This window comes from Stutzerimonas stutzeri SDM-LAC (assembly GCF_000235745.1).
In the GTDB taxonomy this organism is placed as follows: Bacteria; Pseudomonadota; Gammaproteobacteria; order Pseudomonadales; family Pseudomonadaceae; genus Stutzerimonas; species Stutzerimonas stutzeri_H.
In genome coordinates, this window is the sequence record NZ_AGSX01000004.1 from 69,341 (window position 1) to 89,399 (window position 20,059).

Here is a 20,059-nt window from a genome sequence, read left to right on the forward strand (position 1 = left end):
GATGACGTATTACTGGCGAGACAGAGGACCATGAGCGATATCCAACTGACCCAGATACCAGTCTTTCGCCGCGGTTTCCGCTTTCAATGGGAGCCCGTGCAAAACTGTCACGTGCTGCTCTATCCCGAAGGCATGATCAAGCTGAATGAGAGCGCATCAGCGGTTCTGGGCGAGGTCGATGGCACTCGGAGCGTGGGCGCCATTGTGTCTGATCTGCAGAGCCGCTTTCCCGATGCCGAGGGCATCGAGGAAGACATCGTCGCATTCCTGGAGGTAGCCGTTGAACGGTTCTGGATCGAGCTTCGCTAAGCCGGGCTTCGAGCCCGGTCCGCCGCTGTGGTTGCTCGCCGAGCTGACCTATCGATGCCCGTTGCAGTGCCCATACTGCTCGAATCCGCTGGATTTCGCGCGCAGCCATGAAGAGCTGAGCACAGCCGAGTGGATTGAAGTTTTTCGTCAGGCGCGCGAAATGGGTGCGGCACAACTGGGCTTTTCCGGCGGCGAGCCGTTGGTTCGCCAGGATCTGGCCGAGTTGATCAAGGCTGCACGAGATCTGGGCTATTACACCAACCTGATCACTTCTGGTATCGGCCTGACCGAGGAGAAAATCGCCTCGTTCGCTGACGCTGGGCTCGACCATATCCAGATCAGTTTTCAGGCCGCCGACGAAGAGGTGAACAACCTGCTGGCGGGCTCGAAAAAGGCGTTCGCACAGAAGCTCGCCATGGCTAGAGCAGTGAAAGCCCATGGCTATCCAATGGTGCTGAACTTCGTCACCCACCGGCACAACATCGACAACATCGACCGCATCATCCAGCTCTGCCTGGAACTGGAAGCTGACTTCGTGGAACTCGCGACCTGCCAGTTCTACGGCTGGGCCGAGCTCAACCGCGCCGGGCTGCTGCCGAGCAAGGAACAACTGGTGCGCGCTGAACGCATCACCAACGAATGGCGCGACAAGCTCGCTGCCGAGAACCACCCCTGCAAGCTGATCTTCGTCACGCCCGACTATTACGAAGAGCGCCCCAAGGGCTGCATGAACGGCTGGGGCAATCTATTTCTCGACATCACGCCGGATGGCACGGCGCTGCCTTGCCACAGTGCGCGGCAGCTGCCAATCACGTTTCCGAACGTCCGCGAGCAAAGCATCGAGCAGATCTGGAAGCACTCGATGGGCTTCAACAAATTCCGCGGTTTCGACTGGATGCCCGAGCCATGCCAATCGTGTGACGAAAAGGAAAAGGACTTCGGCGGCTGCCGCTGCCAGGCCTTCATGCTCACCGGCGATGCCGCCAACGCCGACCCGGTGTGCAGCAAGTCATCTCATCATGACAAGATTCTTGCCGCACGCACCGAGGCCGAACAGTCTCCGCGCGGATTGGACGAGCTGACTTTCCGCAACGAGAACGCATCAAAGCTGATTCTCAAGGTCTAGGTTCGTTTAGAGCGGCATGCCTGACCGACCGGAACCGACAGTAATGATCAAAACAGAAACGCCGTACGGCTTTTGGATGAGTGACTGGACCGCTGAAAAAGCGGCCTCGGCCAGCCGCGATTTCGCTGAACTGCGTGCCGGACATGGCGGGTTGCTCTGGATTCAATACGACCCAGCTGACGCCCGTTGCACGCTGTGGTACTGGCGCAACGGTACAACACAGTGCCTGAGCCCTACGGGCTTCTCGCTGCGCAGCCGGGTATACGAATACGGTGGCGGTGCGTTTACTCTCACCGATGAAGGCGTTGCGTTCGTCAACGAACAGGACCAGCAAATCTATCTGCAAGCGCTTGCTGGTTCGAGTGCGAGCCAACCGCTGCGGCTCACCTCACGGCCGCATTGCCGTTATGGCGACCTCCAATATGATCGCCGCCGCGGTGCGATCCTGGCGGTCGAGGAAACCGATGACGGCACGGGCGTCGAGCATCGGTTGGTGAGCGTTTCGCTGGCAGGCGGCCACCAGGTGCTTGTTCAAGGTGCCGATTTCTATGCTTCGCCCACACTGGACGCCACAGCTGAGCGTCTGGCCTGGATTCAATGGCAGCGCCCCGAGCAGCCCTGGACGGCCACCAGCCTCTGGGTGGCCGACTTCCTGCCAGACGGCGGATTGGCTCCGGCGCTGTGCATCGCTGGCAGTGACGATCCGGAGTCACTGCAACAGCCTCGCTTCGCCAGCAATGGCGACCTGTTTTGCCTGACCGATCGCGCCGGTTGGTGGCAACCCTGGCAGAACCAGGGCGATGCACTCGTACCCGTGGATCGCTTCGTTCAGCACCGTTTCGACCACGCTCCGGCGCCCTGGCAAATGGCGACCGTCAGCTATGTGCCGTTGGCCGACGGTGCCTGGCTATCGACTCGGCTGGTGAATGGCTACGGCCTGCTTTTCGAGCATGACAGTGAAGGAAGCGAGCGGCAGCTTGCGCCTGCATACAGTCGTTGTCGTCAGTTGGCCGTGGATGAGCACCACTACTATTGCATTGCCGGGGCTCCTGATCGGATGCCCGCCGTGCTGGCAATCGAACGTCTAACCGGTGAAATTGCGATCCTGGCCGGCGGCGAACAGCCCCTGCCGGCCGAGCAGCTTTCTTGCGCGCAACCGTTCAGTTTTGCGACGGGCCAGGAGGAGGTGGCGCACGCCTTCTTTTACCCGCCCCGTAACGCTGGCTACCGCGGCTTGCCCGCAGAGAAACCACCATTGGTGGTGTTCATGCATGGCGGCCCGACCTCGGCCAGCTATCCGGTTTTCGATCCCCGCATTCAGTACTGGACGCAGCGCGGCTTCGCCGTTGCCGACATCAATTATCGCGGCAGCAGCGGTTTTGGCCGTGCCTATCGGCAGCGCTTGCGCGGCGACTGGGGTGTGGTAGATGTCGAGGATGCCTGTGCGGCGGTGCAGTCATTGGCCGTCTGCGGCCGGATCGATTCTGCACGCACCTTCATTCGCGGCTCCAGCGCGGGTGGCTACAGCGCGCTTTGCGCGTTGGCCGCTGACGTCGGATTTTCGGGCGGCGCCAGCCTCTACGGGGTCAGCGACCCGATGGCCTTGCGGCGAGTCACGCACAAATTCGAAGCGGATTATCTGGACTGGCTGATAGGTGATCCTGAGCGTAATGCCCAGCGATACAGGGAGCGCACCCCGCTGAACAACGCGGCACAGATCCGGGTTCCAGTGATTTTCTTCCAGGGCGGATTGGATGCGGTGGTTCTGCCCCAACAGACCGAATCCATGGTTGCAGCGCTACGCGAGCAGGGGGTGCAGGTGGAGTACTGCCTCTATCCGCACGAACGACATGGTTTTCGCCAGGCGGCCAACCTGGCAGATGCGCTGGAGCGCGAATGTCGCTTCTACAAGGCACTACTTGGCTGAACGGATGGCCACAAATCAGTCATACCGCTGCCATGCGCCGTTTTGCGGATTGCTTTGATACAGGAAAGCAGTAGGCTTGCAGAACGTAACAAAATAATAACGAGAGGCCGCCGTATGAGCCCCAACCTTAGCCTGCAGCGCAAATTCGTCTCCCCTGAGATCGTGTTTGGTGCGGGCTGTCGGCACAGTGCCGGCAATTACGCGAAAAACTTCGGCGCCCGAAAGGTGCTGCTCGTGTCTGATCCCGGCGTTGTAGCCGCCGGCTGGGTGGGTGACGTTCAGGCCAGTCTGGGTCGGCAGGACATCGACTACCACCTGTTTACTCAGGTCTCGGCCAACCCCCGTTCCGAAGAAGTGATGTTGGGTGCCGAGGTGTACCGCAGCGAGGGATGCAACGTCATCGTTGCGGTAGGCGGCGGCAGCCCGATGGATTGCGCCAAGGGCATCGGTATCGCGGTGGCGCACGGTCGGAGCATCATCGAATTCGAAGGTGTAGACACCCTGCGTGTGCCAAGCCCGCCGTTGATCCTGATTCCCACGACCGCTGGCACTTCTGCGGACGTCTCGCAGTTCGTGATCATTTCCAACCAGAGCGAGCGGATGAAGTTTTCCATCGTCAGCAAGGGCGCCGTACCGGATGTCTCACTGATCGATCCGGAAACGACCCTCAGCATGGATCCGTTCCTGTCCGCCTGCACCGGTATTGATGCGTTGGTGCATGCCATCGAAGCCTTCGTGTCGACTGGCCACGGCCCGCTGACCGACCCCCACGCGCTGGAGGCGATGCGACTGATCAACGGCCACCTGGTGGAGATGATCGCCGATCCGACTGATCTTCAATTGCGCGAAAAAATCATGCTCGGCAGCATGCAGGCCGGCCTGGCCTTCTCCAACGCGATTCTGGGCGCGGTGCATGCGATGTCGCACAGTCTCGGCGGCTATCTGGATCTACCGCACGGCCTGTGTAATGCAGTTTTGGTCGAGCACGTGGTGGCGTTCAACTACGACTCGGCACCGGATCGTTTCAAAGTGGTTGCTGAAACCCTGGGTATCGACAGCCGCGGGCTGAGCCATCGGCAGATACGTGAGCGGCTCATGCAACATCTGATCAGCCTCAAGCAGGCCATTGGTTTCCACGAAACACTGGGCCTGCACGGGGTGAATCTCTCCGACATTCCGTTCCTCTCGCAGCACGCGATGCAGGACCCCTGCATCCTGACCAACCCCCGCTCGTCGACCCAGCGCGACGTCGAAGTGGTCTATGCCGAAGCACTCTGAACAGGATGACGCGCTTGCCGGGCTGCTCGGGCTGGGTACGCATTCGGCCCGCAAGAGCCATTACCCTGAGCTTGTGGCCCGCCTTGAAGAGCTCGAGGCCGAGCGCAACCGCTATAAATGGCTCTTCGAGCATGCCGTACATGGCATTTTCCAGGCCAGCCTGCAGGAAGGCATTCGTGCAGCGAATCCGGCGCTGGCAAGAATGCTCGGGTACGAAAGCCCAGCCGAAGCGCTTTGGCACCTGACCGATCTGTCACATCACCTGTTTATCGGGGGCGAAGATGAGCTGCGGCAAATTCGTCACACCCTGACCAGTCAGCAGGGATTGTTCGGCTATGAGACCCGGCTGCGGCGCAAGGATGGCAGCCCTATCTACGTCGTGATGAACCTGTTGCTCAAGCCGGACGAAGACGGCCTGGTCGAGGGCTTCGTCGCCGACATCACCGAACGCAAGCTGGCACAGATGCGGTTGCTGCAACTCAATGAACAGCTGGAACAGCGCGTCGCCGAGCGGACCTTCGAGCTGCGCAAGGCGCGGGACGCTGCCGAATTGGCCAACCACAGCAAGGACAAATACCTGGCCGCCGCCAGCCATGACCTGTTGCAGCCGCTCAATGCGGCGCGGCTGCTGATCTCAACGTTGCGTGAGCGCTCTTTGGCGGATTCGGAAGCGAATCTGGTTGAGCGGGCGCACCAGGCGCTGGAGGGCGCCGAAGACCTGCTTACGGACTTGCTGGATATATCCAAACTTGACCAGCAAGCCATCAAGCCCGACCTCGATATCTACCGCCTCGATGAGGTGCTGTTGCCGCTGGTCTCCGAATTCCAGTCGGTAGCCGAAGCTGCCGGCCTCGGTTTCGATCACTACATTCCAGCCTATGCACTGCGCAGCGATTTCCGGCTGCTGACGCGCATTCTGCGTAACTTTCTCAGCAATGCCTGCCGCTATACCGATCAAGGTCGCGTACTTTTGGGCGCGCGCAAACGCGGCGAATACCTGCGCATTGAGGTCTGGGATACCGGCCGAGGCATCGAGCCGGACCAGATGCAATCGATCTTTCTCGAGTTCAATCAGCTGGGTGTACAGCGCGCCACCGAACGCGCCGGAGTCGGGCTCGGTCTGGCGATCGTCGATCGCATTGCCTCAATGTTGGCCTATCCGATTCAGGTGCGCTCGCAGCTTGGGCGAGGCTCGGTCTTCAGCATTGACGTGCCTCTGGCCGATCCGCCTGAGCAGCCGTCGGCCGAAGTGCCACGGCTGACTCCAGTACTCGGCAATCCCTTACCGGGGCGGCGCCTGCTGGTTCTCGATAACGAGCTGAGCATCCTGCATAGCATGGCTGCGCTGCTAGGACAGTGGGGCTGTGACGTATTGACGGCCACCGATCAGGCAACAGCATTGGCGGTACTCGACGGAGCACCGCCGGAGGTGATTCTTGCCGATTACCATCTTGATCAAGGCGTGACCGGCTGGGATGTGGTCGCTGCGCTGCGGACGCACTTTGCGCTGGAGATTCCGGCGGTCATGGTGACAGCTGATCGCAGCGATCAATGTCGTCGCCAACTACAAGGCTTTGGCGTGCCGGTGTTGAACAAACCCGTCAAGGCCGGGAAATTACGTTCGGTGCTGAGCCACCTGCTCAGCGATAGCCAAGCCCGGAGCGAGACCAGCTGATCGAGCCGGAGCGAGGCATGACAGTTAACGGAACGGCACCGTGCAGCACTCACGGGGCGGACATAGTTGCTTGGTGACGGCGCGGCAGTCCCATCGATATCAATGCGGCCAGCAGCACAAAGGCGCTCGATATCCACAGGCAGGCCTCGAGTCCGTAACCCTGGTAGACCCAACCGGAGAGCAAGGTGCCGATCAACCGGCCCAAGGCGTTGGACATGTAGTAGAAGCCGACGTCCAGCGATACGCCGTCGGCCTTGGCATAAGAAACGATGAGATAACTGTGCAGCGATGAGTTCACCGCGAAGAGCGCGCCGAACAGCAACAGCCCACCGAGCAGTACCGTCTGCGGCGACCACTCAGTGCCCAGCCCCAACGCAATGCCCGCCGGGAGCCCCGCCAGAAGCAGCGCCCAACCAAACGCTGAACGCCCATCCGGGACCTGACCACTTCGCTTGCCCGTAATGGCCGGGGCGAGCGACTGGACGATGCCGTAGCCGATCACCCAGAGTGCGAGAAAGCCGCCCACCTGCCAGAAATCCCAGCCAAACACCGCAGACAGATAAACCGGCAGCGCCACCACGAACCAGACATCGCGGGCACCGAACAGGAACAGCCGTGCGGCTGACAGAACATTAATGGCCTGGCTCTTGGAGAGCATTTCGCGAAACTTCGGTTTAGCCTTCGCCTTACCCAGGTCTTTTTTCAGCAGTACCAGACTGCAGACCCAGATCAGCGACAGCGCAGCGGCCATGACGAGCAGTGATCCGCGAAAGCCGATAGCGGCAAGCAAGGCGCCACCGAGGAAAAAACCGACACCCTTGAGCGCGTTCTTCGACCCGGTCAACACAGCCACCCACTGGTACAGCGTGCCTTGCTGACCTTCTGGCACCAAGAGCTTGATCGAGCTCTTGGCGCTCATCTTGTTCAGGTCCTTGGCGATGCCCGACAGCGCTTGCGCGCCCATCACCCATGGAATCGTCAGCCATGCGGCGGGCACCGTGAGCATCATCAGGGCCACGACCTGCATGGCCAGGCCAATGTTCATGGTGCGGTTGAGCCCAACTCGGGCCCCCAGGTAACCCCCCAGCAGATTGGTGATGACGCCGAACACTTCATAGAAGAGGAACAGGGCCGCGATTTGCAACGGCGTATAGCCCAACGCATGAAAGTGCAGCACTACCAGCATCCGCAGCGCACCATCAGTCAGGGTAAAGGCCCAGTAATTGCCGGTCACCAGCAAATACTGACGAACCTCGGGCGCGAGGCGGGAAAGGGCATTCATGACAAGTCCTGTTGCGGTGCGAAGGAAACGGATGGCGCTGTGATCGCGCCATCCGCCCGGATCAATCGGCTAGACCAACCTTGCGTGCCAATTCCACGGTGCGGTTGGCGTAGCCCCACTCGTTGTCGTACCAGGCATACAGCTTCACCTGCGTGCCGTTAACGACCATGGTCGACAATGCATCGATGATCGAGGAACGTGGGTCGGTGCGGTAGTCGATGGAAACGAGCGGCCGTGCTTCATAGCCGAGGATGCCCCTGAGTGGCCCTTCGCTTGCCGCGGCCTGCAGTAGCGCGTTGACTTCCTCGACAGAGGTGGCTCGCTCGACTTCGAAAACGCAGTCGGTCAGCGATGCATTGGCCAGCGGGACCCGCACCGCGTGGCCGTTGAGCTTGCCGCGCAACTCCGGAAAGATCTCCGCAATCGCGGTGGCTGAACCGGTGGTGGTAGGGATCAGACTCATCCCCGAGGCGCGGGCGCGACGCAGATCTTTATGCGGCTGATCGAGGATGCTCTGGGTATTGGTAAGGTCGTGAATTGTAGTGATCGAACCATGGCGGATGCGCAGGTGTTCATGGATCACCTTGACCACCGGGGCGAGGCAGTTGGTGGTACAGGAGGCTGCGGTAACGATCCGGTGCTGCGCTGGATCGAACAGTGTGTCATTGACCCCCATGACGATATTGAGCGCCCCGGTTTCCTTGACCGGCGCGCTGACGACGACACGCTTGACGCCCTGTTCGAGATAGCCTTGCAGCACGGCCACCGTCTTCATCTTGCCGCTGGCTTCGATGACCAGATCACAGCCGGACCAATCGGTATCGGCAATGGCCTTGTTAGCGGTGACCCGGATTCGTTTGCCATCCACAACGATGCAATTGCCGTCACCGCTCGCTTCGTGCTGCCAGCGGCCGTGCACCGAGTCGAAATTCAGCAGGTGGGCGTGAGTGGCTGCGTCGCCGGCGGGATCGTTGATCTGGATGAACTCCAGCTCTGGCCAGTCCCAGGCCGCGCGTAGGGCCAGACGGCCGATCCGGCCGAAACCGTTGATACCAATTTTGAGTGTCATGGTTGATTTCCGTAAGTCAGGCGCCACGAGGCGCAAACATGATGATGGCCATGCCGACCAGTGCGACGGCCGACCCCAGTAGATCCCAACCGGTAGGCCTGATGCCGTCGACGAGCCACAGCCAAACGATTGCAGCGCCGATATAAACGCCGCCATAGGCGGCATACACGCGCCCGGCTGCTGTCGGGTGCAGCGATAACAGCCAAGCAAACAGCATCAATGATGCCGCGGCAGGTATCAGCAGCCAGGCGCTTTTGCCTTGACGAAGCCATAGGTACGGCAGATAGCACCCGACGATTTCGGCCAGGGCGGTGATGGCAAACAAGCCAAAGGTCTTCAGCATCATGGTGAGACGAGCAAGCGGCCGGCGTGACCGGTGATTTCGAGGATGTCAGAGGGGGGCGGCATGGTTGCGCTCCTTGCTCATATCGAGCGCTGATTGACGCGTGCTGACAGGGCTTCGGCCGATTCCTTGCGTTCGGAGTAGCGATCGACAAGGTAACCACCGCGTCCACGTACCAACAGTGTGAACTTGACCAGCTCCTCCATCACGTCCACGACCCGGTCGTAATAGGCCGAAGGTTTCATTCGCCCGGCGGCGTCGAACTCCAGAAACGCCTTAGGTACTGAAGACTGGTTGGGGATTGTGACCATCCGCATCCAGCGGCCCAGCACGCGCATCTGATTCACCGCATTGAAGGACTGCGAGCCCCCACAGACTTGCATCAGCGCCAGCGTCTTGCCCTGCGTCGGGCGGACGGCACCCATACTCAGCGGCACCCAGTCGATCTGAGCCTTGAATACCGCGCTCATCGCGCCATGTCGTTCCGGTGAGCACCACACCTGACCTTCGGACCAGATCACCAGCTCGCGCAGCTCCTTCACCTTGGGATGAGAGTCAGGCGCGTCGTCTGGCAACGGCAGGCCGGCGGGGTCGAAGATTCGCGTTTCGCAACCCATTGCCTCCAATAGACGCGCCGCCTCTTGACTCATCAAACGACTGAACGAGCGCTCGCGGTTCGAGCCATAGAGCAACAGAATGCGCGGTTTGTGTGCCAGATCGCTGGGCAGGTCGAGCTTATCCAGACTCGGCAGGTCGAGATGTTCGAGGTTGATATTGGGAAGAGTTTCGTTCATTGCTGTTCTCGCATCAGGGCGTCGACTCATCGTTGGCGGCGTTCGCATCGAGCCGGTTGCGGGGAAGGGCGGAGAGAGCCGCCGTGGGTACCTGGACGTCCGAGCCTCGCTTCGAACGCGCATGGGCCGATGCGTGGGGAGCTGCGTTAGCGGTGCATCGCCATTGCGCTCGCACGGATCGCTCCGATTCAGCCGCAGACTGCCGCGCGGTCAGGCCGGTCATGCATGCGTTCAAGGCGCTCAGCATCGCTACTCAACCAATTTTTGTTGGCATTGAGCACGACTTGCAGCATCTCGTGCACCCAATCAGGTAGATGCGGGTGCAGGCGGTAATACACCCACTGACCCTGACGTCTGTCCTCAAGGATTGCGCAGCTTCTCAACTGGGATAGATGCCTCGAAATCTTAGGCTGGCTTTGCTCAAGCGCCGTCGTCAGCTCGCAAACGCACAATTCTCCTTTGAGCGTGATCAGCAAGGTCATGCGCGCTCGGGTTTCATCGGACAGGCATTTAAAAACCATGTCAGGCGTTAGAGGTTCGATCATGAAATTCATTGGCCTGGACGATGTGATTGACATGGAGCAAGCTCCACCCGGAAAACCGAGAATATATTGGTGGCCGTATATGCTGTAAAGCGAATATGCTCAAACGGTTCCTTGGCAAGCTCGCCGATAGAAGCGCAGCAGGACGACCGGGCCTGACTTTTAGTGGGGGTGAGCTGCCATGCACGGCCCATGGCCCATCAGATAGATCCAATGCTGACGGAGCCGCCACCGGCTGCTAGCGCTACAAACCGCTACCTGGATGAATAACGAGAAGCGCCATGTCTACCCAATGCGAAACCATAGGAAAAAAAGCCGCAGGTGCGCCGATCGGTTTCTTTGAGCGTTATCTGACCCTCTGGGTCTTTCTGTGCATCGTTGCCGGGACACTCATCGGACTGTTCGCTCCAAAGGCGGCACAGACGGTCGGTGCGATGGGGCTGGCAAACGTGAACATCCCCGTAGGGGTGCTGATCTGGGTGATGATCATCCCGATGCTGATGAAAATTGACTTCAGCGCTCTCCATGAGGTCTTTGAGCACCGAGCCGGTATGGGCGTGGCCCTTGTCGTGAACTGGGCTATCAAACCCTTCACCATGGCGTTTCTCGCCTGGCTGTTTCTCCGACACGTATTCTCGGACTGGCTGCCGGCTGAGCAGATCGATAGCTATGTCGCCGGTCTGATCCTGCTTGGCGCGGCGCCTTGCACGGCCATGGTGTTCGTCTGGAGCAACCTGTGTAACGGCAACGCCAACTTCACCCTGACTCAGGTTGCAGTGAACGATCTGGTTATGGTGTTTGCCTTTGCGCCCATTGTGGCCTTGCTGCTGGGCGTCTCGTCGATCCCCGTGCCCTGGGATACGCTGATCCTTTCCGTCGTGATGTATATCGTCATCCCGCTGACGGTTGCTCAGTTCATTCGCTCCCGCCTTCGCAGGCGCGGTGAAGACAAATTTCAGGCCGCACTGGCGCGTATTCAGCCGTTCGCTATCGTGGCGCTGCTGGCGACATTGGTGTTGTTGTTCTCCTTTCAGGGTGAAGCGATTGTCGAACAGCCTCTGGTAATCGCCATGTTGGCGGTGCCGATCCTGCTGCAAACGCTCGTGATTGCCGCGTTGGGCTACTGGCTCAATCGGCAACTGAACGTGCGCCACGACATCGCGGGGCCATCCGCGATGATCGGCGCGTCGAACTTCTTCGAACTCGCTGTAGCCGTCGCTATCGTGCTGTACGGCTTCAACTCGGGTGCGGCGCTGGCGACGGTCGTGGGGGTGCTTATCGAGGTGCCAGTGATGCTTTGGCTGGTTCGTACCGTCAATAAGAGCCGAGACTGGTACGAGCGGGCGCTGCCGCAAGGCTAAAGGAGAGGCAGGTGGAAGCTTTCACGTGGCTCAATAACCAGCTGTTGCGAATGGTGAGCCCGAGAGTCCACCCATAGCTGGTCGCATGTTTACCCGCCTTCATGGCGCGGTGACGGTACAGCCCGCGGACCATACCTGGGGTCTCGCTCGCCCCGGCTAGCTGCCCTGAAAGCTGAGCAGCAACGTCGAATAGCCGACCGAGCCGAGCAGGAAGGCACTGAAGCGGCTATCGCGCTCTTCGGGTAATTCCTCTTTCAATACGTTCAAAATGATCGAGCCGCCTACAAATGCGGTGAGTGCCGAAACGGCGAGCTCCGAAACCTCCGTGGCGAGGCCGAGCGTCCAACCGGCCAGCGGCATCGCGGCGAGGAACCAGCGACCGCGGCGCCTGAACAACCCCTTGTGGTCGTGCTGAAGGGCGAAGTCATTAACCAGAAAATGCAGGCTCATCGCGACACAATAGAGCACCAGTGTAGTCAGGCTGCTGTTTTCACCCTGAATCAACAGATAACCAATGAGACCGTTGTAGACCGCGAATGCGCCAATATGCAGCCAGAACACACCCGCATGGGGTTCGGCATTCTCTGGCAGTCGACGACGGTGTTCCTTGATCAGCCTTTCGAGGCCGTAGAATGAGGCGAGACCAAGCAGCGCCAAGAGATAGACGTGATGTTCCAGATATCTGAACACCCAGATATCACTACCCTCCATCACCGCCTGACCGCGCGCCAGTTCGGGCAGCAGATGGATGAAGACGTAAGCCACCGAAACGCCGCCAGCCATGGAAAGCCACCGGCTACGGGGCAGACTGTTGAGCGTGCGCAAACGGCCTGCAAAAACATGAACGGTAGCCAGAACAAGGGCGGCAACGAAGCTGGCAAACAAGAGTGACTCCATGCATGGGTAACGACTTGATCATTACCAATGACTTCAGTCTGCGCTCTCGCGTTCATTCGGCAAGCTGCGTAAATCGATCCGATGATGCTACAACGCCATGATGCGATGTATGGTTTGGGTAATGCAGTATTTTTTTTGTTAAAGTTCGCCGCTTATGAAGCGAGCAGCCAGCCCAGCTTTGAATTTCCTAGAAAGAGGTGTCTGCTTGATTAGGGTGCTTGTGGTCGATGACCACGATCTAGTGCGCACAGGCATTTCCCGCATGCTTGCCGATATTGATGGCCTGCAAGTGGTTGGTCAGGCGGAATCCGGCGAAGCAGCGATCAAGAAGTCTCGTGAGCTCAAGCCCGACGTCGTACTGATGGATGTGAAGATGCCCGGCATTGGCGGCCTCGAGGCGACTCGCAAGCTGGTGCGCAGCTACCCTGACATCAAGGTCATCGCGGTCACCATATGTGAGGAAGATCCCTTTCCGACGCGACTGCTGCAGGCCGGTGCGGCCGGCTACCTGACCAAAGGTGCCGCGCTGGAAGAAATGATCCAGGCGATTCGTATGGTGTTCGCCGGCCAGCGTTACATCAGCCCTCAGATTGCCCAGCAGCTTGCGTTGAAGTCCTTTCAACCCAAGGTCAACGGCTCTCCGTTCGATCTGCTCTCCGAACGGGAAATCCAGATCGCGCTGATGATCGCCAATTGTCAGAAGGTCCAGGCTATTTCCGACAAGCTCTGTTTGTCGCCCAAGACCGTCAACACCTATCGCTACCGCATTTACGAAAAGCTGGCGATCACCAGTGACGTCGAGCTGGCGTTACTCGCCGTTCGACACGGCATGGTCGACACTATCAATTGATGAGCGGCTTTGACTCTTCAGCGTTCCTCGCTTCCTGCAGTGGACGTCCCGGGGTCTACCGGATGTTCGACGTCGAAGCCAAGCTGCTTTATGTAGGGAAAGCGAAGAATCTCAAGAAGCGGCTGGCCAGTTATTTCCGCAAGATTGGGCAAGCGCCGAAAACAGCTGCGCTCGTAGCCAGGATCGCCCAGATCGAAACGACGATCACGGCAAACGAAACCGAAGCGCTACTGCTTGAACAAACGCTAATCAAGCAATGGCGGCCGCCGTACAACATTCTGCTGCGCGACGATAAGTCGTACCCCTACGTGTTTCTTTCGAGTGGTGATTTTCCTCGACTCAGCATTCACCGAGGCGCCAAAAAGGAAATGGGTCGCTATTTCGGTCCATATCCCAGCGCCGGCGCCATCCGCGAGAGCCTGAGCCTTTTGCAGAAGGCCTTTTTCGTGCGCCAGTGTGAGGACAGCTACTATCGCAATCGCACCCGACCCTGCCTGCAATATCAGATCAAGCGCTGCAAGGCTCCATGTGTGAATCTGGTGAATCCGGAGGAATATGCCGAAGACGTGCGTCATTCGGTCATGTTCCTGGAAGGGCGCAGCAATGCCCTGGCCGAAGAGCTTTCAAAGAACATGGAAAAGGCCGCGATGGCGCTTGATTTCGAGCGCGCCGCGCAGATTCGCGATCAGATCGGCATCCTGCGGCGCGTCCAGGATCAGCAGAGCATGGAAGGCGGCAGCGGCAACGTAGACATCGTTTCCTCCGTGGTTAGCCCGGGTGGCGCCTGTGTGCACCTGATCAGCGTTCGCAGCGGCCGAGTATTGGGCAGCAAGAACTTCTTTCCTCAGGTTGCCGTCGAGGAAAGTGTCAGCGATGTACTGCAGGCATTCCTGGAGCAGTATTACCTCGGCTCCATGGAGCGCGACCTTCCGTCCGAGCTGATCGTCAACGCCGTACATGAGGACTTCGAAACGCTGATCAGCGCGGTGGCCGAGCTTCGTGATGTTGAACTGACCATTACCCATCGCGTTCGCGGTACCCGGGCGCGCTGGCAGCAGCTAGCGTTGACCAACGCCGAACAGGCGCTCGGTGCAAGGCTGGCAAGCCGTCAGCACCTGGCTGCACGGTTCCAGGCATTGGCCGATGCACTTGAGATGGATGAGCCGCCGAGTCGGCTGGAATGTTTCGACATTAGCCACTCCAGTGGCGAGGCCACGGTGGCATCCTGTGTTGTCTTCGGCCCGGAAGGGCCGTTGAAGTCCGATTACCGTCGCTACAACATCGAAGGCGTTACCGCCGGCGATGACTACGCCGCGATGCACCAGGCACTGTCCCGGCGATTCAGGAAAGCTGCCGAAGGGGAGGGTAAGCTACCGGATATCCTGCTGGTGGACGGCGGCAAGGGGCAGCTGAACATGGCTCGTGAAGTGCTGCAAGAGCTTGCCGTACCTGACCTGATCCTGCTGGGGGTTGCCAAGGGCGTCACCCGCAAGCCGGGCCTGGAGACCCTGTATCTGAACGATGCAGCGCATGAATTTACGCTACCAGGCGACTCGCCAGCGCTCCACCTGATCCAACAGGTGCGCGATGAAGCGCACCGCTTCGCAATCACCGGCCACCGGGCGCGAAGGGGTAAAGCACGTACTACCTCGACGCTGGAAGGCGTGCCTGGCATCGGACCGAAACGCCGTAGAGAACTGCTCAAGCATTTCGGCGGTCTTCAAGAACTCAGCCGTGCGAGCCTTGACGAGATTGCCAAGGCTCCAGGTATCAGTAAAAAGCTTGCCGAGTCGATTTATGCCGCTCTGCACAGTGAGTAGAATCACCTTCTAAATCCGCGGACCAGTGGTATCGATGAACATCCCAAACATTCTCACCGTGCTGCGCGTACTGCTGATTCCGATCATCATTCTGTTGTTCTATTTGCCTTTCCAATGGAGCTACCTGGCTGCGAGCGCGGTGTTCGCAATCGCGGCGATCACCGACTGGCTGGATGGGTATCTGGCCCGAAAACTTCAGCAGAGCACGCCATTCGGTGCCTTCCTGGATCCGGTGGCGGACAAGTTGATGGTGGCTGTGGCCCTGGTATTACTGGTTGAGGAGCATTCGAACCTCTGGCTGACCTTACCGGCAGCGATCATCATCGGGCGAGAAATTGTGGTGTCGGCTTTACGCGAGTGGATGGCAGAGCTGGGCGCCCGGGCACAGGTAGCGGTGTCCAATCTCGGCAAATGGAAAACCGCGGCACAAATGGTGGCACTCATTATTCTGCTGGCCAATCCTCCGTTGACAACCGTCTGGGTTGGACTGGGTTATGCCTTGCTGATCGTCGCCGCTGGGCTGACGTTGTGGTCGATGGTCAATTACCTGATGGCCGCCTGGCCCCATCTCAGTCCTACGGAAAAGAAATAAAAAACTTTTTTAATCAAGGGCTTGACGGGGCGTGCTGAAACTATAAAATGGCGCCCGTCACCAAGACGATGCGGGAATAGCTCAGTTGGTAGAGCACGACCTTGCCAAGGTCGGGGTCGCGAGTTCGAGTCTCGTTTCCCGCTCCAGTTTGTTGACGATGACGCCGCTGTATGCGGCGTTATCGTTTTGAGGCCGGTTGGCAGAGTGGTTATGCAGCGGATTGCAAATCCGTGTACGCCGGTTCGATTCCGACATCGGCCTCCAGTAATAAAAAAACCGCAAGCGAAAGCTTGCGGTTTTTTTATGCGCTCAGATGTGGCTCGCCTCACTGTGACGTAATTTGATCCGGTGAACGTATCCGCTCCAAGCGGAACTGTAGCGCCTCGGAAGGAGACTGAGATATAGAGAGTCTATTACGGAGCGCTCTATGTCAGACGCAATGAGCTACCTTGCGATTGCGCTTGTTGGCACAGTGATCGTTCTGGATCTGTTGGCCATCATAAGCGTGTTCAAAAGCGATCGAAGCGTCGGAGCGAAAGCGCTATGGGCGCTGGGTATCGCCATCTTCCCGGTTCTCGGGCTGGTGTTCTGGCTGATCGTCGGCATGCGCCGTCGTCATTGAATCTCTACATCATAAGCCTAACTTCGGGCTGTTCCATGGCAGCAGACTCGCTACAGACGCGCCGGCATCGCCGTTCGGGTTGCGCCTCGGCCAGAGCCTCGTTATAGTCCTGCGCCGCGATCAACGTCGCGCATCACCGTCCCGCCCGGATGGCGAAACTGGTAGACGCAAGGGACTTAAAATCCCTCATCCGAAAGGGTATGCGGGTTCGATTCCCGCTCCGGGCACCATCGGGACACACTGATACATCCGTATCTAAACCGGCCGCCGCAGCCGGTTTAATTGTTTATAGGGCAGCGGGCCGCTGTGCTATGGCTCATTGCATATGACCAGCGGCACCCTATCGTCGTGAACGCAGCCTCGCCACGCTCCTCTTATCCTGTAGCGCATTTGCTGTGGCAGAGGAGATTAGACGATGGCCAATGACCCTGACGGTCTCTCAAACCAGAATAACGATGCTTCGCGCGCCGAGCTTGCGGGCAAAGATGATGTGATCATTCCCGGTTCACCATCGCCGTTGGGATCGGAGCGAACGGATGTCAGTCCCGGTAGTGAAGCTGGTGTGGATGAGTTGCCGAACAATGACGGTACGACTCCACAAGACAATGCCAAGCGAGGAGGGGAGATGAATAATGTCCCTGATATCGACCCCGACAGTGCAGAACTGGATGACGCGCCTAATCCCCGTTAGCAGTCGCGCAATTAAAAAGCCCCGCACGGGGCGGGGCTGCAGGCGTTTAGCCAGTCGTTCCGTTGTCCTTTAACTCGCACTCCTGCGAACGCTCCTTGTCGAGCCTCCCTGGCCCGCTGCGCGTCCTGCGCTACTGGTGATTAGAGTAGGCGAGACAGAGATGACGCGAAATCATCCAACTTCACCAGTGTGGGTCAGCCGCGGCCTACGTCGAGTAGGCGATCGACGCATCGGTGTATATATCGAGCGAGATACTTTGCCCATGATCAAAAGCGTTTGTCGTGTCAGCCTTGCCGCAGGGGCTTTGCTGACGCTGGCTGGCTGCAGTTCGTTCGAGCGTGTGCCAGCCGCTCAGCCAACAGACGAGTACGTATTGGCCTGCGAGAAAGTTGAGCAACCTGGATGTGAGACCCGTGCAGAGCAGCTCTGTCCAGAGGGTTACGACACCCTCAGCAGCGAAGAAGATTTTGCACGAAAGGAGTTGCGAGTCAGATGCACAGGCGAGGCAAACCCGCCCTAGTTCGGACGGCCGCAGAAGCGGGCCGTCCGTTTGGGACGATCAATCGGCGGAATCGAGTAACGCCTGGGCCTGCTCGAGAACCTGGAGCGATTGAGTGTGGTCGCCCGCTTTGTGCAACTGCTCTCCTTCCGCTCGGAGTTCTTTTACTTTTTCCAGCGTTGCCGGATCGCTTGGCGGATTGGTCTCGAGCTGCTTGTCGATCTTGGCCATGTCCATCGGGCAGTGCATCGCCCAAAGCGGCGTACTTACAACCGCGGCAGCGAGCAGTAACATGATTCGGCGCATGATGTCGGTCTCCTGACTGGGGATTGTCAATGCAGTATAGGATTCACGCTGAAACCAGGCGGTTTTCGGACGCAAGGTCGAATCGGCCAATAGACGGTGGTCGGATAGTTATCGTACAACCACTGAGCTATGATACGGATTACTTCGCTGCAACGAGATCAATGTGCCCATGGAAAACCAGATTGCTCAGCCACGTGTACGCCGCAAGCACCGCAGCCTCGCACAGGAACTGGTGACCGAGCTGTCACAGCAGATCCGCGACGGCGTTATCAAACGTGGCGACAAGCTGCCGACGGAGTCTGCGATCATGCAGGCCCAGGGCGTTAGCCGAACGGTGGTGCGCGAGGCAATCTCGAGGCTGCAAGCGTCCGGGTTGGTTGAGACTCGCCACGGCATTGGCACCTTCGTCCTCGACACACCGAGCACCACCGGGCTGCGCATCGACCCGGCCACTATCGGAACGCTGCGCGACGTGTTATCGATTCTGGAGCTACGGATCAGCCTGGAAGTCGAGTCAGCCGGTTTGGCCGCACAGCGACGGACACCGGAGCAGCTGGCGGCCATGCGGGAATTTCTGGATTCGTTACAGCGCAGTGCAGCGCTTTCCAGTGAAGCGGCCGTGTCGGATTTCCAGTTCCATTTGCAGATCGCCGAAGCAACGGGCAACCGCTACTTCACGGACATCATGAATCACCTGGGCACGGCAATCATCCCGCGCAGCCGGCTGAATTCGGCACGCCTGGCCCATGATGATCAGCCGCACTACCAGCAGCGTCTGGGTCGTGAGCACGAGCAGATCTACGACGCTATTGCTCGCCAGGACGCTGAATCAGCTCGTGCTGCGATGCGTCTGCATCTCACCAACAGCCGTGAGCGCCTCCGCCATGCGCATGAAGAGGCGGAGACCGACAAGGTCAGCTGAGCAACGCCAACCCCAACCGGTCAGTAGCCCGCTCTGTCCCTAGCGGGCCGCTGGCAAACTTGTTCATGCAGTGAAATCCAACGTGTTGGCGCGATACGCGCCAACTCATCACTGCTCCGCCTGCTCAACTCTTGCGATACGCCAGCAGGACAACGCCCCCCACCACGATAAACCCGCCCAGTATTTGCAGGGGGGCCAGTAGCTGGCCAAGCACTAACCAGCCAAGCAGCATGCCAGCCACCGGCTCGATATTCATGACCGGAGCGTTGCGCGCGATATTTAGCCGCGGCATGCAGATAAACAGGGTAGAGAAGGCAGCTCCATAAAGAAGCACCAGGCAACCCAGCGCGATCCAGCCGGCGTTTGCGTTTGGCAGGCCTAGGCCTCCCGGTATCAGACCGCTTGCCCCGAGCAGGGCTGACGCACCGAAAACCATCACCAGCGTCAGCATGCTGCGAACTGAGCCGGCCATGCTCGACAGCTTGTGCTCGGTGATCCACAGCGCCAGCGCGAACACCGCTGCGGCGGTGAGGCCGAACAGAATGCCAGCTAGCCATTGACCATCAGGCGCCTCACTGCTGATCAGCCGTGCCGGGACATCGAGCACAAGCACCAGGCCGACCAGAATCAAACCCATGATCGCCGCCGCCTGGCGAGTTGGTCGTGGGCCGCCGAGTGCCCAGCTCAGCAGCGCGAGCAGTATGGGTGAGAGATTCACCACCAGCAGAGCCAACGCAACGGGAATGCGCGCTACCGCCGAGTAGATGCAAAAGCTCTGGATCGCGATCAACAGCCCGAGAAGAATCTGCCAACCCCACGTCGCACCGCTCAAACGCAAGGATTCGCGCCGCCAGAATACGAGTGCGACGAGAGCCACCAGCGTGACGCCTGCGCGGCAGAGCATGGCCAGCAGCAGGCCGGTATCGTGGTCGAAGGCAATCCGCGCGGCGATATGGTTGGCTGCGAACGAGCAAGCCACGGTCGCGAGGACTAGTACAGCAATGTGACGTGGAAATGGTGCGGCAGTTTGCATCGGGTCAATCCTGTCCTAAGCAGCAACACTATGTTCGAGGGCCGTCTGCATCGAGCAGTGGCAGTTCGAGCCTATGAGCAAAAACGCCGCCCGGGTGGGCGGCGTCGGTGGTCTTGCGGAA

General features: G+C 59.2%; 20 protein-coding genes and 3 tRNA genes. 15 read left to right on the forward strand and 8 right to left on the reverse strand.

What is annotated here, in order from left to right:
* Window positions 1–30 precede the first annotated feature (30 nt).
* The 5 genes from pqqD (at window position 31) to PSTU_RS0100335 (ending at window position 6,315) form a co-directional block, all read left to right on the forward strand.
* The gene (gene pqqD / locus PSTU_RS0100315) at window positions 31–309 is read left to right on the forward strand and encodes a pyrroloquinoline quinone biosynthesis peptide chaperone PqqD (protein WP_019339056.1); all 279 of its coding nucleotides are present in this window, start codon (window positions 31–33) and stop codon (window positions 307–309) included.
* A complete protein-coding gene (gene pqqE / locus PSTU_RS0100320; protein WP_019339057.1) occupies window positions 281–1,435 on the forward strand; it encodes a pyrroloquinoline quinone biosynthesis protein PqqE in 1,155 nt (384 codons plus the stop codon). The genes pqqD and pqqE overlap by 29 nt, the downstream gene beginning before the upstream one ends.
* Before the next feature lie 43 nt (window positions 1,436–1,478).
* Window positions 1,479–3,362 (forward strand): alpha/beta hydrolase family protein, encoded by a 1,884-nt coding sequence (locus PSTU_RS0100325; protein ID WP_019339058.1) that lies wholly within the window; start codon window positions 1,479–1,481, stop codon window positions 3,360–3,362.
* A 114-nt stretch (window positions 3,363–3,476) separates the two neighbouring features.
* Window positions 3,477–4,640 carry an alcohol dehydrogenase-like regulatory protein ErcA gene (gene ercA / locus PSTU_RS0100330; RefSeq protein ID WP_019339059.1) on the forward strand — a complete coding sequence of 388 codons (1,164 nt, stop codon included), beginning with the start codon at window positions 3,477–3,479 and terminating at the stop codon, window positions 4,638–4,640.
* Window positions 4,624–6,315, forward strand: a complete 1,692-nt coding sequence (locus PSTU_RS0100335; protein WP_019339060.1) for a NahK/ErcS family hybrid sensor histidine kinase/response regulator — start codon at window positions 4,624–4,626, stop codon at window positions 6,313–6,315. The genes ercA and PSTU_RS0100335 overlap by 17 nt, the downstream gene beginning before the upstream one ends.
* A 49-nt stretch (window positions 6,316–6,364) precedes the next feature.
* Here the strand turns inward: PSTU_RS0100335 and arsJ are convergent, their stop codons facing one another.
* From arsJ to PSTU_RS0100360, 5 genes are all read right to left on the reverse strand, one after another.
* Complete coding sequence (gene arsJ / locus PSTU_RS0100340; protein WP_019339061.1) at window positions 6,365–7,597, reverse strand: organoarsenical effux MFS transporter ArsJ; 1,233 nt, start codon at window positions 7,595–7,597, stop codon at window positions 6,365–6,367.
* Between the two features lie 61 nt (window positions 7,598–7,658).
* Complete coding sequence (locus PSTU_RS0100345; RefSeq protein ID WP_019339062.1) at window positions 7,659–8,666, reverse strand: ArsJ-associated glyceraldehyde-3-phosphate dehydrogenase; 1,008 nt, start codon at window positions 8,664–8,666, stop codon at window positions 7,659–7,661.
* A gap of 16 nt (window positions 8,667–8,682) precedes the next feature.
* On the reverse strand, window positions 8,683–9,009 hold the full coding sequence (locus PSTU_RS0100350) for a YnfA family protein (protein WP_029404530.1): 327 nt from the start codon (window positions 9,007–9,009) through the stop codon (window positions 8,683–8,685).
* Between the two features lie 80 nt (window positions 9,010–9,089).
* On the reverse strand, window positions 9,090–9,803 hold the full coding sequence (arsH, locus tag PSTU_RS0100355) for an arsenical resistance protein ArsH (protein ID WP_019339064.1): 714 nt from the start codon (window positions 9,801–9,803) through the stop codon (window positions 9,090–9,092).
* A 188-nt stretch (window positions 9,804–9,991) separates the two neighbouring features.
* On the reverse strand, window positions 9,992–10,348 hold the full coding sequence (locus PSTU_RS0100360; protein ID WP_029404531.1) for a metalloregulator ArsR/SmtB family transcription factor: 357 nt from the start codon (window positions 10,346–10,348) through the stop codon (window positions 9,992–9,994).
* Window positions 10,349–10,626: 278 nt separating this feature from the next.
* Here PSTU_RS0100360 and arsB point away from each other — a divergent pair, with 278 nt between their 5' ends.
* Window positions 10,627–11,706, forward strand: coding sequence for an ACR3 family arsenite efflux transporter (gene arsB / locus PSTU_RS0100365; protein WP_019339066.1), 1,080 nt, complete (start codon window positions 10,627–10,629; stop codon window positions 11,704–11,706).
* Between the two features lie 156 nt (window positions 11,707–11,862).
* Here the strand turns inward: arsB and PSTU_RS0100370 are convergent, their stop codons facing one another.
* Window positions 11,863–12,603 carry a hypothetical protein gene (locus tag PSTU_RS0100370; RefSeq protein WP_036992374.1) on the reverse strand — a complete coding sequence of 247 codons (741 nt, stop codon included), beginning with the start codon at window positions 12,601–12,603 and terminating at the stop codon, window positions 11,863–11,865.
* A gap of 205 nt (window positions 12,604–12,808) precedes the next feature.
* Here PSTU_RS0100370 and uvrY point away from each other — a divergent pair, with 205 nt between their 5' ends.
* From uvrY to PSTU_RS21635, 8 genes are all read left to right on the forward strand, one after another.
* Window positions 12,809–13,453 (forward strand): UvrY/SirA/GacA family response regulator transcription factor, encoded by a 645-nt coding sequence (gene uvrY, locus PSTU_RS0100375; RefSeq protein WP_019339068.1) that lies wholly within the window; start codon window positions 12,809–12,811, stop codon window positions 13,451–13,453.
* Complete coding sequence (gene uvrC / locus PSTU_RS0100380; RefSeq protein ID WP_019339069.1) at window positions 13,453–15,273, forward strand: excinuclease ABC subunit UvrC; 1,821 nt, start codon at window positions 13,453–13,455, stop codon at window positions 15,271–15,273. The genes uvrY and uvrC overlap by 1 nt, the downstream gene beginning before the upstream one ends.
* A 34-nt stretch (window positions 15,274–15,307) precedes the next feature.
* On the forward strand, window positions 15,308–15,865 hold the full coding sequence (gene pgsA / locus PSTU_RS0100385; protein WP_019339070.1) for a CDP-diacylglycerol--glycerol-3-phosphate 3-phosphatidyltransferase: 558 nt from the start codon (window positions 15,308–15,310) through the stop codon (window positions 15,863–15,865).
* A gap of 70 nt (window positions 15,866–15,935) precedes the next feature.
* Window positions 15,936–16,011: transfer RNA gene (locus PSTU_RS0100390), tRNA-Gly, on the forward strand.
* A 44-nt stretch (window positions 16,012–16,055) separates the two neighbouring features.
* Window positions 16,056–16,129: transfer RNA gene (locus PSTU_RS0100395), tRNA-Cys, on the forward strand.
* Window positions 16,130–16,292: 163 nt separating this feature from the next.
* Window positions 16,293–16,487 (forward strand): PLD nuclease N-terminal domain-containing protein, encoded by a 195-nt coding sequence (locus PSTU_RS0100400; RefSeq protein WP_019339071.1) that lies wholly within the window; start codon window positions 16,293–16,295, stop codon window positions 16,485–16,487.
* Window positions 16,488–16,630: 143 nt separating this feature from the next.
* A tRNA-Leu gene (locus PSTU_RS0100405) sits at window positions 16,631–16,717 on the forward strand.
* 185 nt (window positions 16,718–16,902) lie between these two features.
* Window positions 16,903–17,178, forward strand: a complete 276-nt coding sequence (locus PSTU_RS21635; RefSeq protein ID WP_141566873.1) for a hypothetical protein — start codon at window positions 16,903–16,905, stop codon at window positions 17,176–17,178.
* A gap of 559 nt (window positions 17,179–17,737) precedes the next feature.
* On the opposite strand, the gene PSTU_RS0100410 is transcribed toward PSTU_RS21635, so the two are convergent.
* Window positions 17,738–17,983 (reverse strand): hypothetical protein, encoded by a 246-nt coding sequence (locus tag PSTU_RS0100410; protein WP_019339072.1) that lies wholly within the window; start codon window positions 17,981–17,983, stop codon window positions 17,738–17,740.
* Window positions 17,984–18,152: 169 nt separating this feature from the next.
* Here PSTU_RS0100410 and PSTU_RS0100415 point away from each other — a divergent pair, with 169 nt between their 5' ends.
* Window positions 18,153–18,905, forward strand: coding sequence for a FadR/GntR family transcriptional regulator (locus tag PSTU_RS0100415; protein ID WP_019339073.1), 753 nt, complete (start codon window positions 18,153–18,155; stop codon window positions 18,903–18,905).
* A gap of 124 nt (window positions 18,906–19,029) precedes the next feature.
* Here PSTU_RS0100415 and PSTU_RS0100420 read toward each other — a convergent pair whose 3' ends face one another.
* Window positions 19,030–19,938: an EamA family transporter gene (locus PSTU_RS0100420; protein WP_019339074.1), complete on the reverse strand. Its 909-nt coding sequence runs from the start codon at window positions 19,936–19,938 to the stop codon at window positions 19,030–19,032.
* Between the last annotated feature and the right edge of the window lie 121 nt (window positions 19,939–20,059).

Coding starts and splice junctions, on each gene's coding strand:
- uvrC (WP_019339069.1), top strand. CDS start 13,453: ATGAGCGGCTTTGACTCTTCAGCGTTCCTCGCTTCCTGCAGTGGACGT.
- PSTU_RS0100335 (WP_019339060.1), top strand. CDS start 4,624: ATGCCGAAGCACTCTGAACAGGATGACGCGCTTGCCGGGCTGCTCGGG.
- PSTU_RS0100400 (WP_019339071.1), top strand. CDS start 16,293: ATGTCAGACGCAATGAGCTACCTTGCGATTGCGCTTGTTGGCACAGTG.
- pqqD (WP_019339056.1), top strand. CDS start 31: ATGAGCGATATCCAACTGACCCAGATACCAGTCTTTCGCCGCGGTTTC.
- arsH (WP_019339064.1), bottom strand. CDS start 9,803: ATGAACGAAACTCTTCCCAATATCAACCTCGAACATCTCGACCTGCCG.
- PSTU_RS0100415 (WP_019339073.1), top strand. CDS start 18,153: ATGGAAAACCAGATTGCTCAGCCACGTGTACGCCGCAAGCACCGCAGC.
- PSTU_RS0100360 (WP_029404531.1), bottom strand. CDS start 10,348: ATGATCGAACCTCTAACGCCTGACATGGTTTTTAAATGCCTGTCCGAT.
- PSTU_RS0100345 (WP_019339062.1), bottom strand. CDS start 8,666: ATGACACTCAAAATTGGTATCAACGGTTTCGGCCGGATCGGCCGTCTG.
- PSTU_RS0100420 (WP_019339074.1), bottom strand. CDS start 19,938: ATGCAAACTGCCGCACCATTTCCACGTCACATTGCTGTACTAGTCCTC.
- PSTU_RS0100325 (WP_019339058.1), top strand. CDS start 1,479: ATGATCAAAACAGAAACGCCGTACGGCTTTTGGATGAGTGACTGGACC.
- ercA (WP_019339059.1), top strand. CDS start 3,477: ATGAGCCCCAACCTTAGCCTGCAGCGCAAATTCGTCTCCCCTGAGATC.
- arsJ (WP_019339061.1), bottom strand. CDS start 7,597: ATGAATGCCCTTTCCCGCCTCGCGCCCGAGGTTCGTCAGTATTTGCTG.
- PSTU_RS21635 (WP_141566873.1), top strand. CDS start 16,903: ATGGCCAATGACCCTGACGGTCTCTCAAACCAGAATAACGATGCTTCG.
- PSTU_RS0100350 (WP_029404530.1), bottom strand. CDS start 9,009: ATGCTGAAGACCTTTGGCTTGTTTGCCATCACCGCCCTGGCCGAAATC.
- arsB (WP_019339066.1), top strand. CDS start 10,627: ATGTCTACCCAATGCGAAACCATAGGAAAAAAAGCCGCAGGTGCGCCG.
- PSTU_RS0100370 (WP_036992374.1), bottom strand. CDS start 12,603: ATGGAGTCACTCTTGTTTGCCAGCTTCGTTGCCGCCCTTGTTCTGGCT.
- PSTU_RS0100410 (WP_019339072.1), bottom strand. CDS start 17,983: ATGCGCCGAATCATGTTACTGCTCGCTGCCGCGGTTGTAAGTACGCCG.
- pgsA (WP_019339070.1), top strand. CDS start 15,308: ATGAACATCCCAAACATTCTCACCGTGCTGCGCGTACTGCTGATTCCG.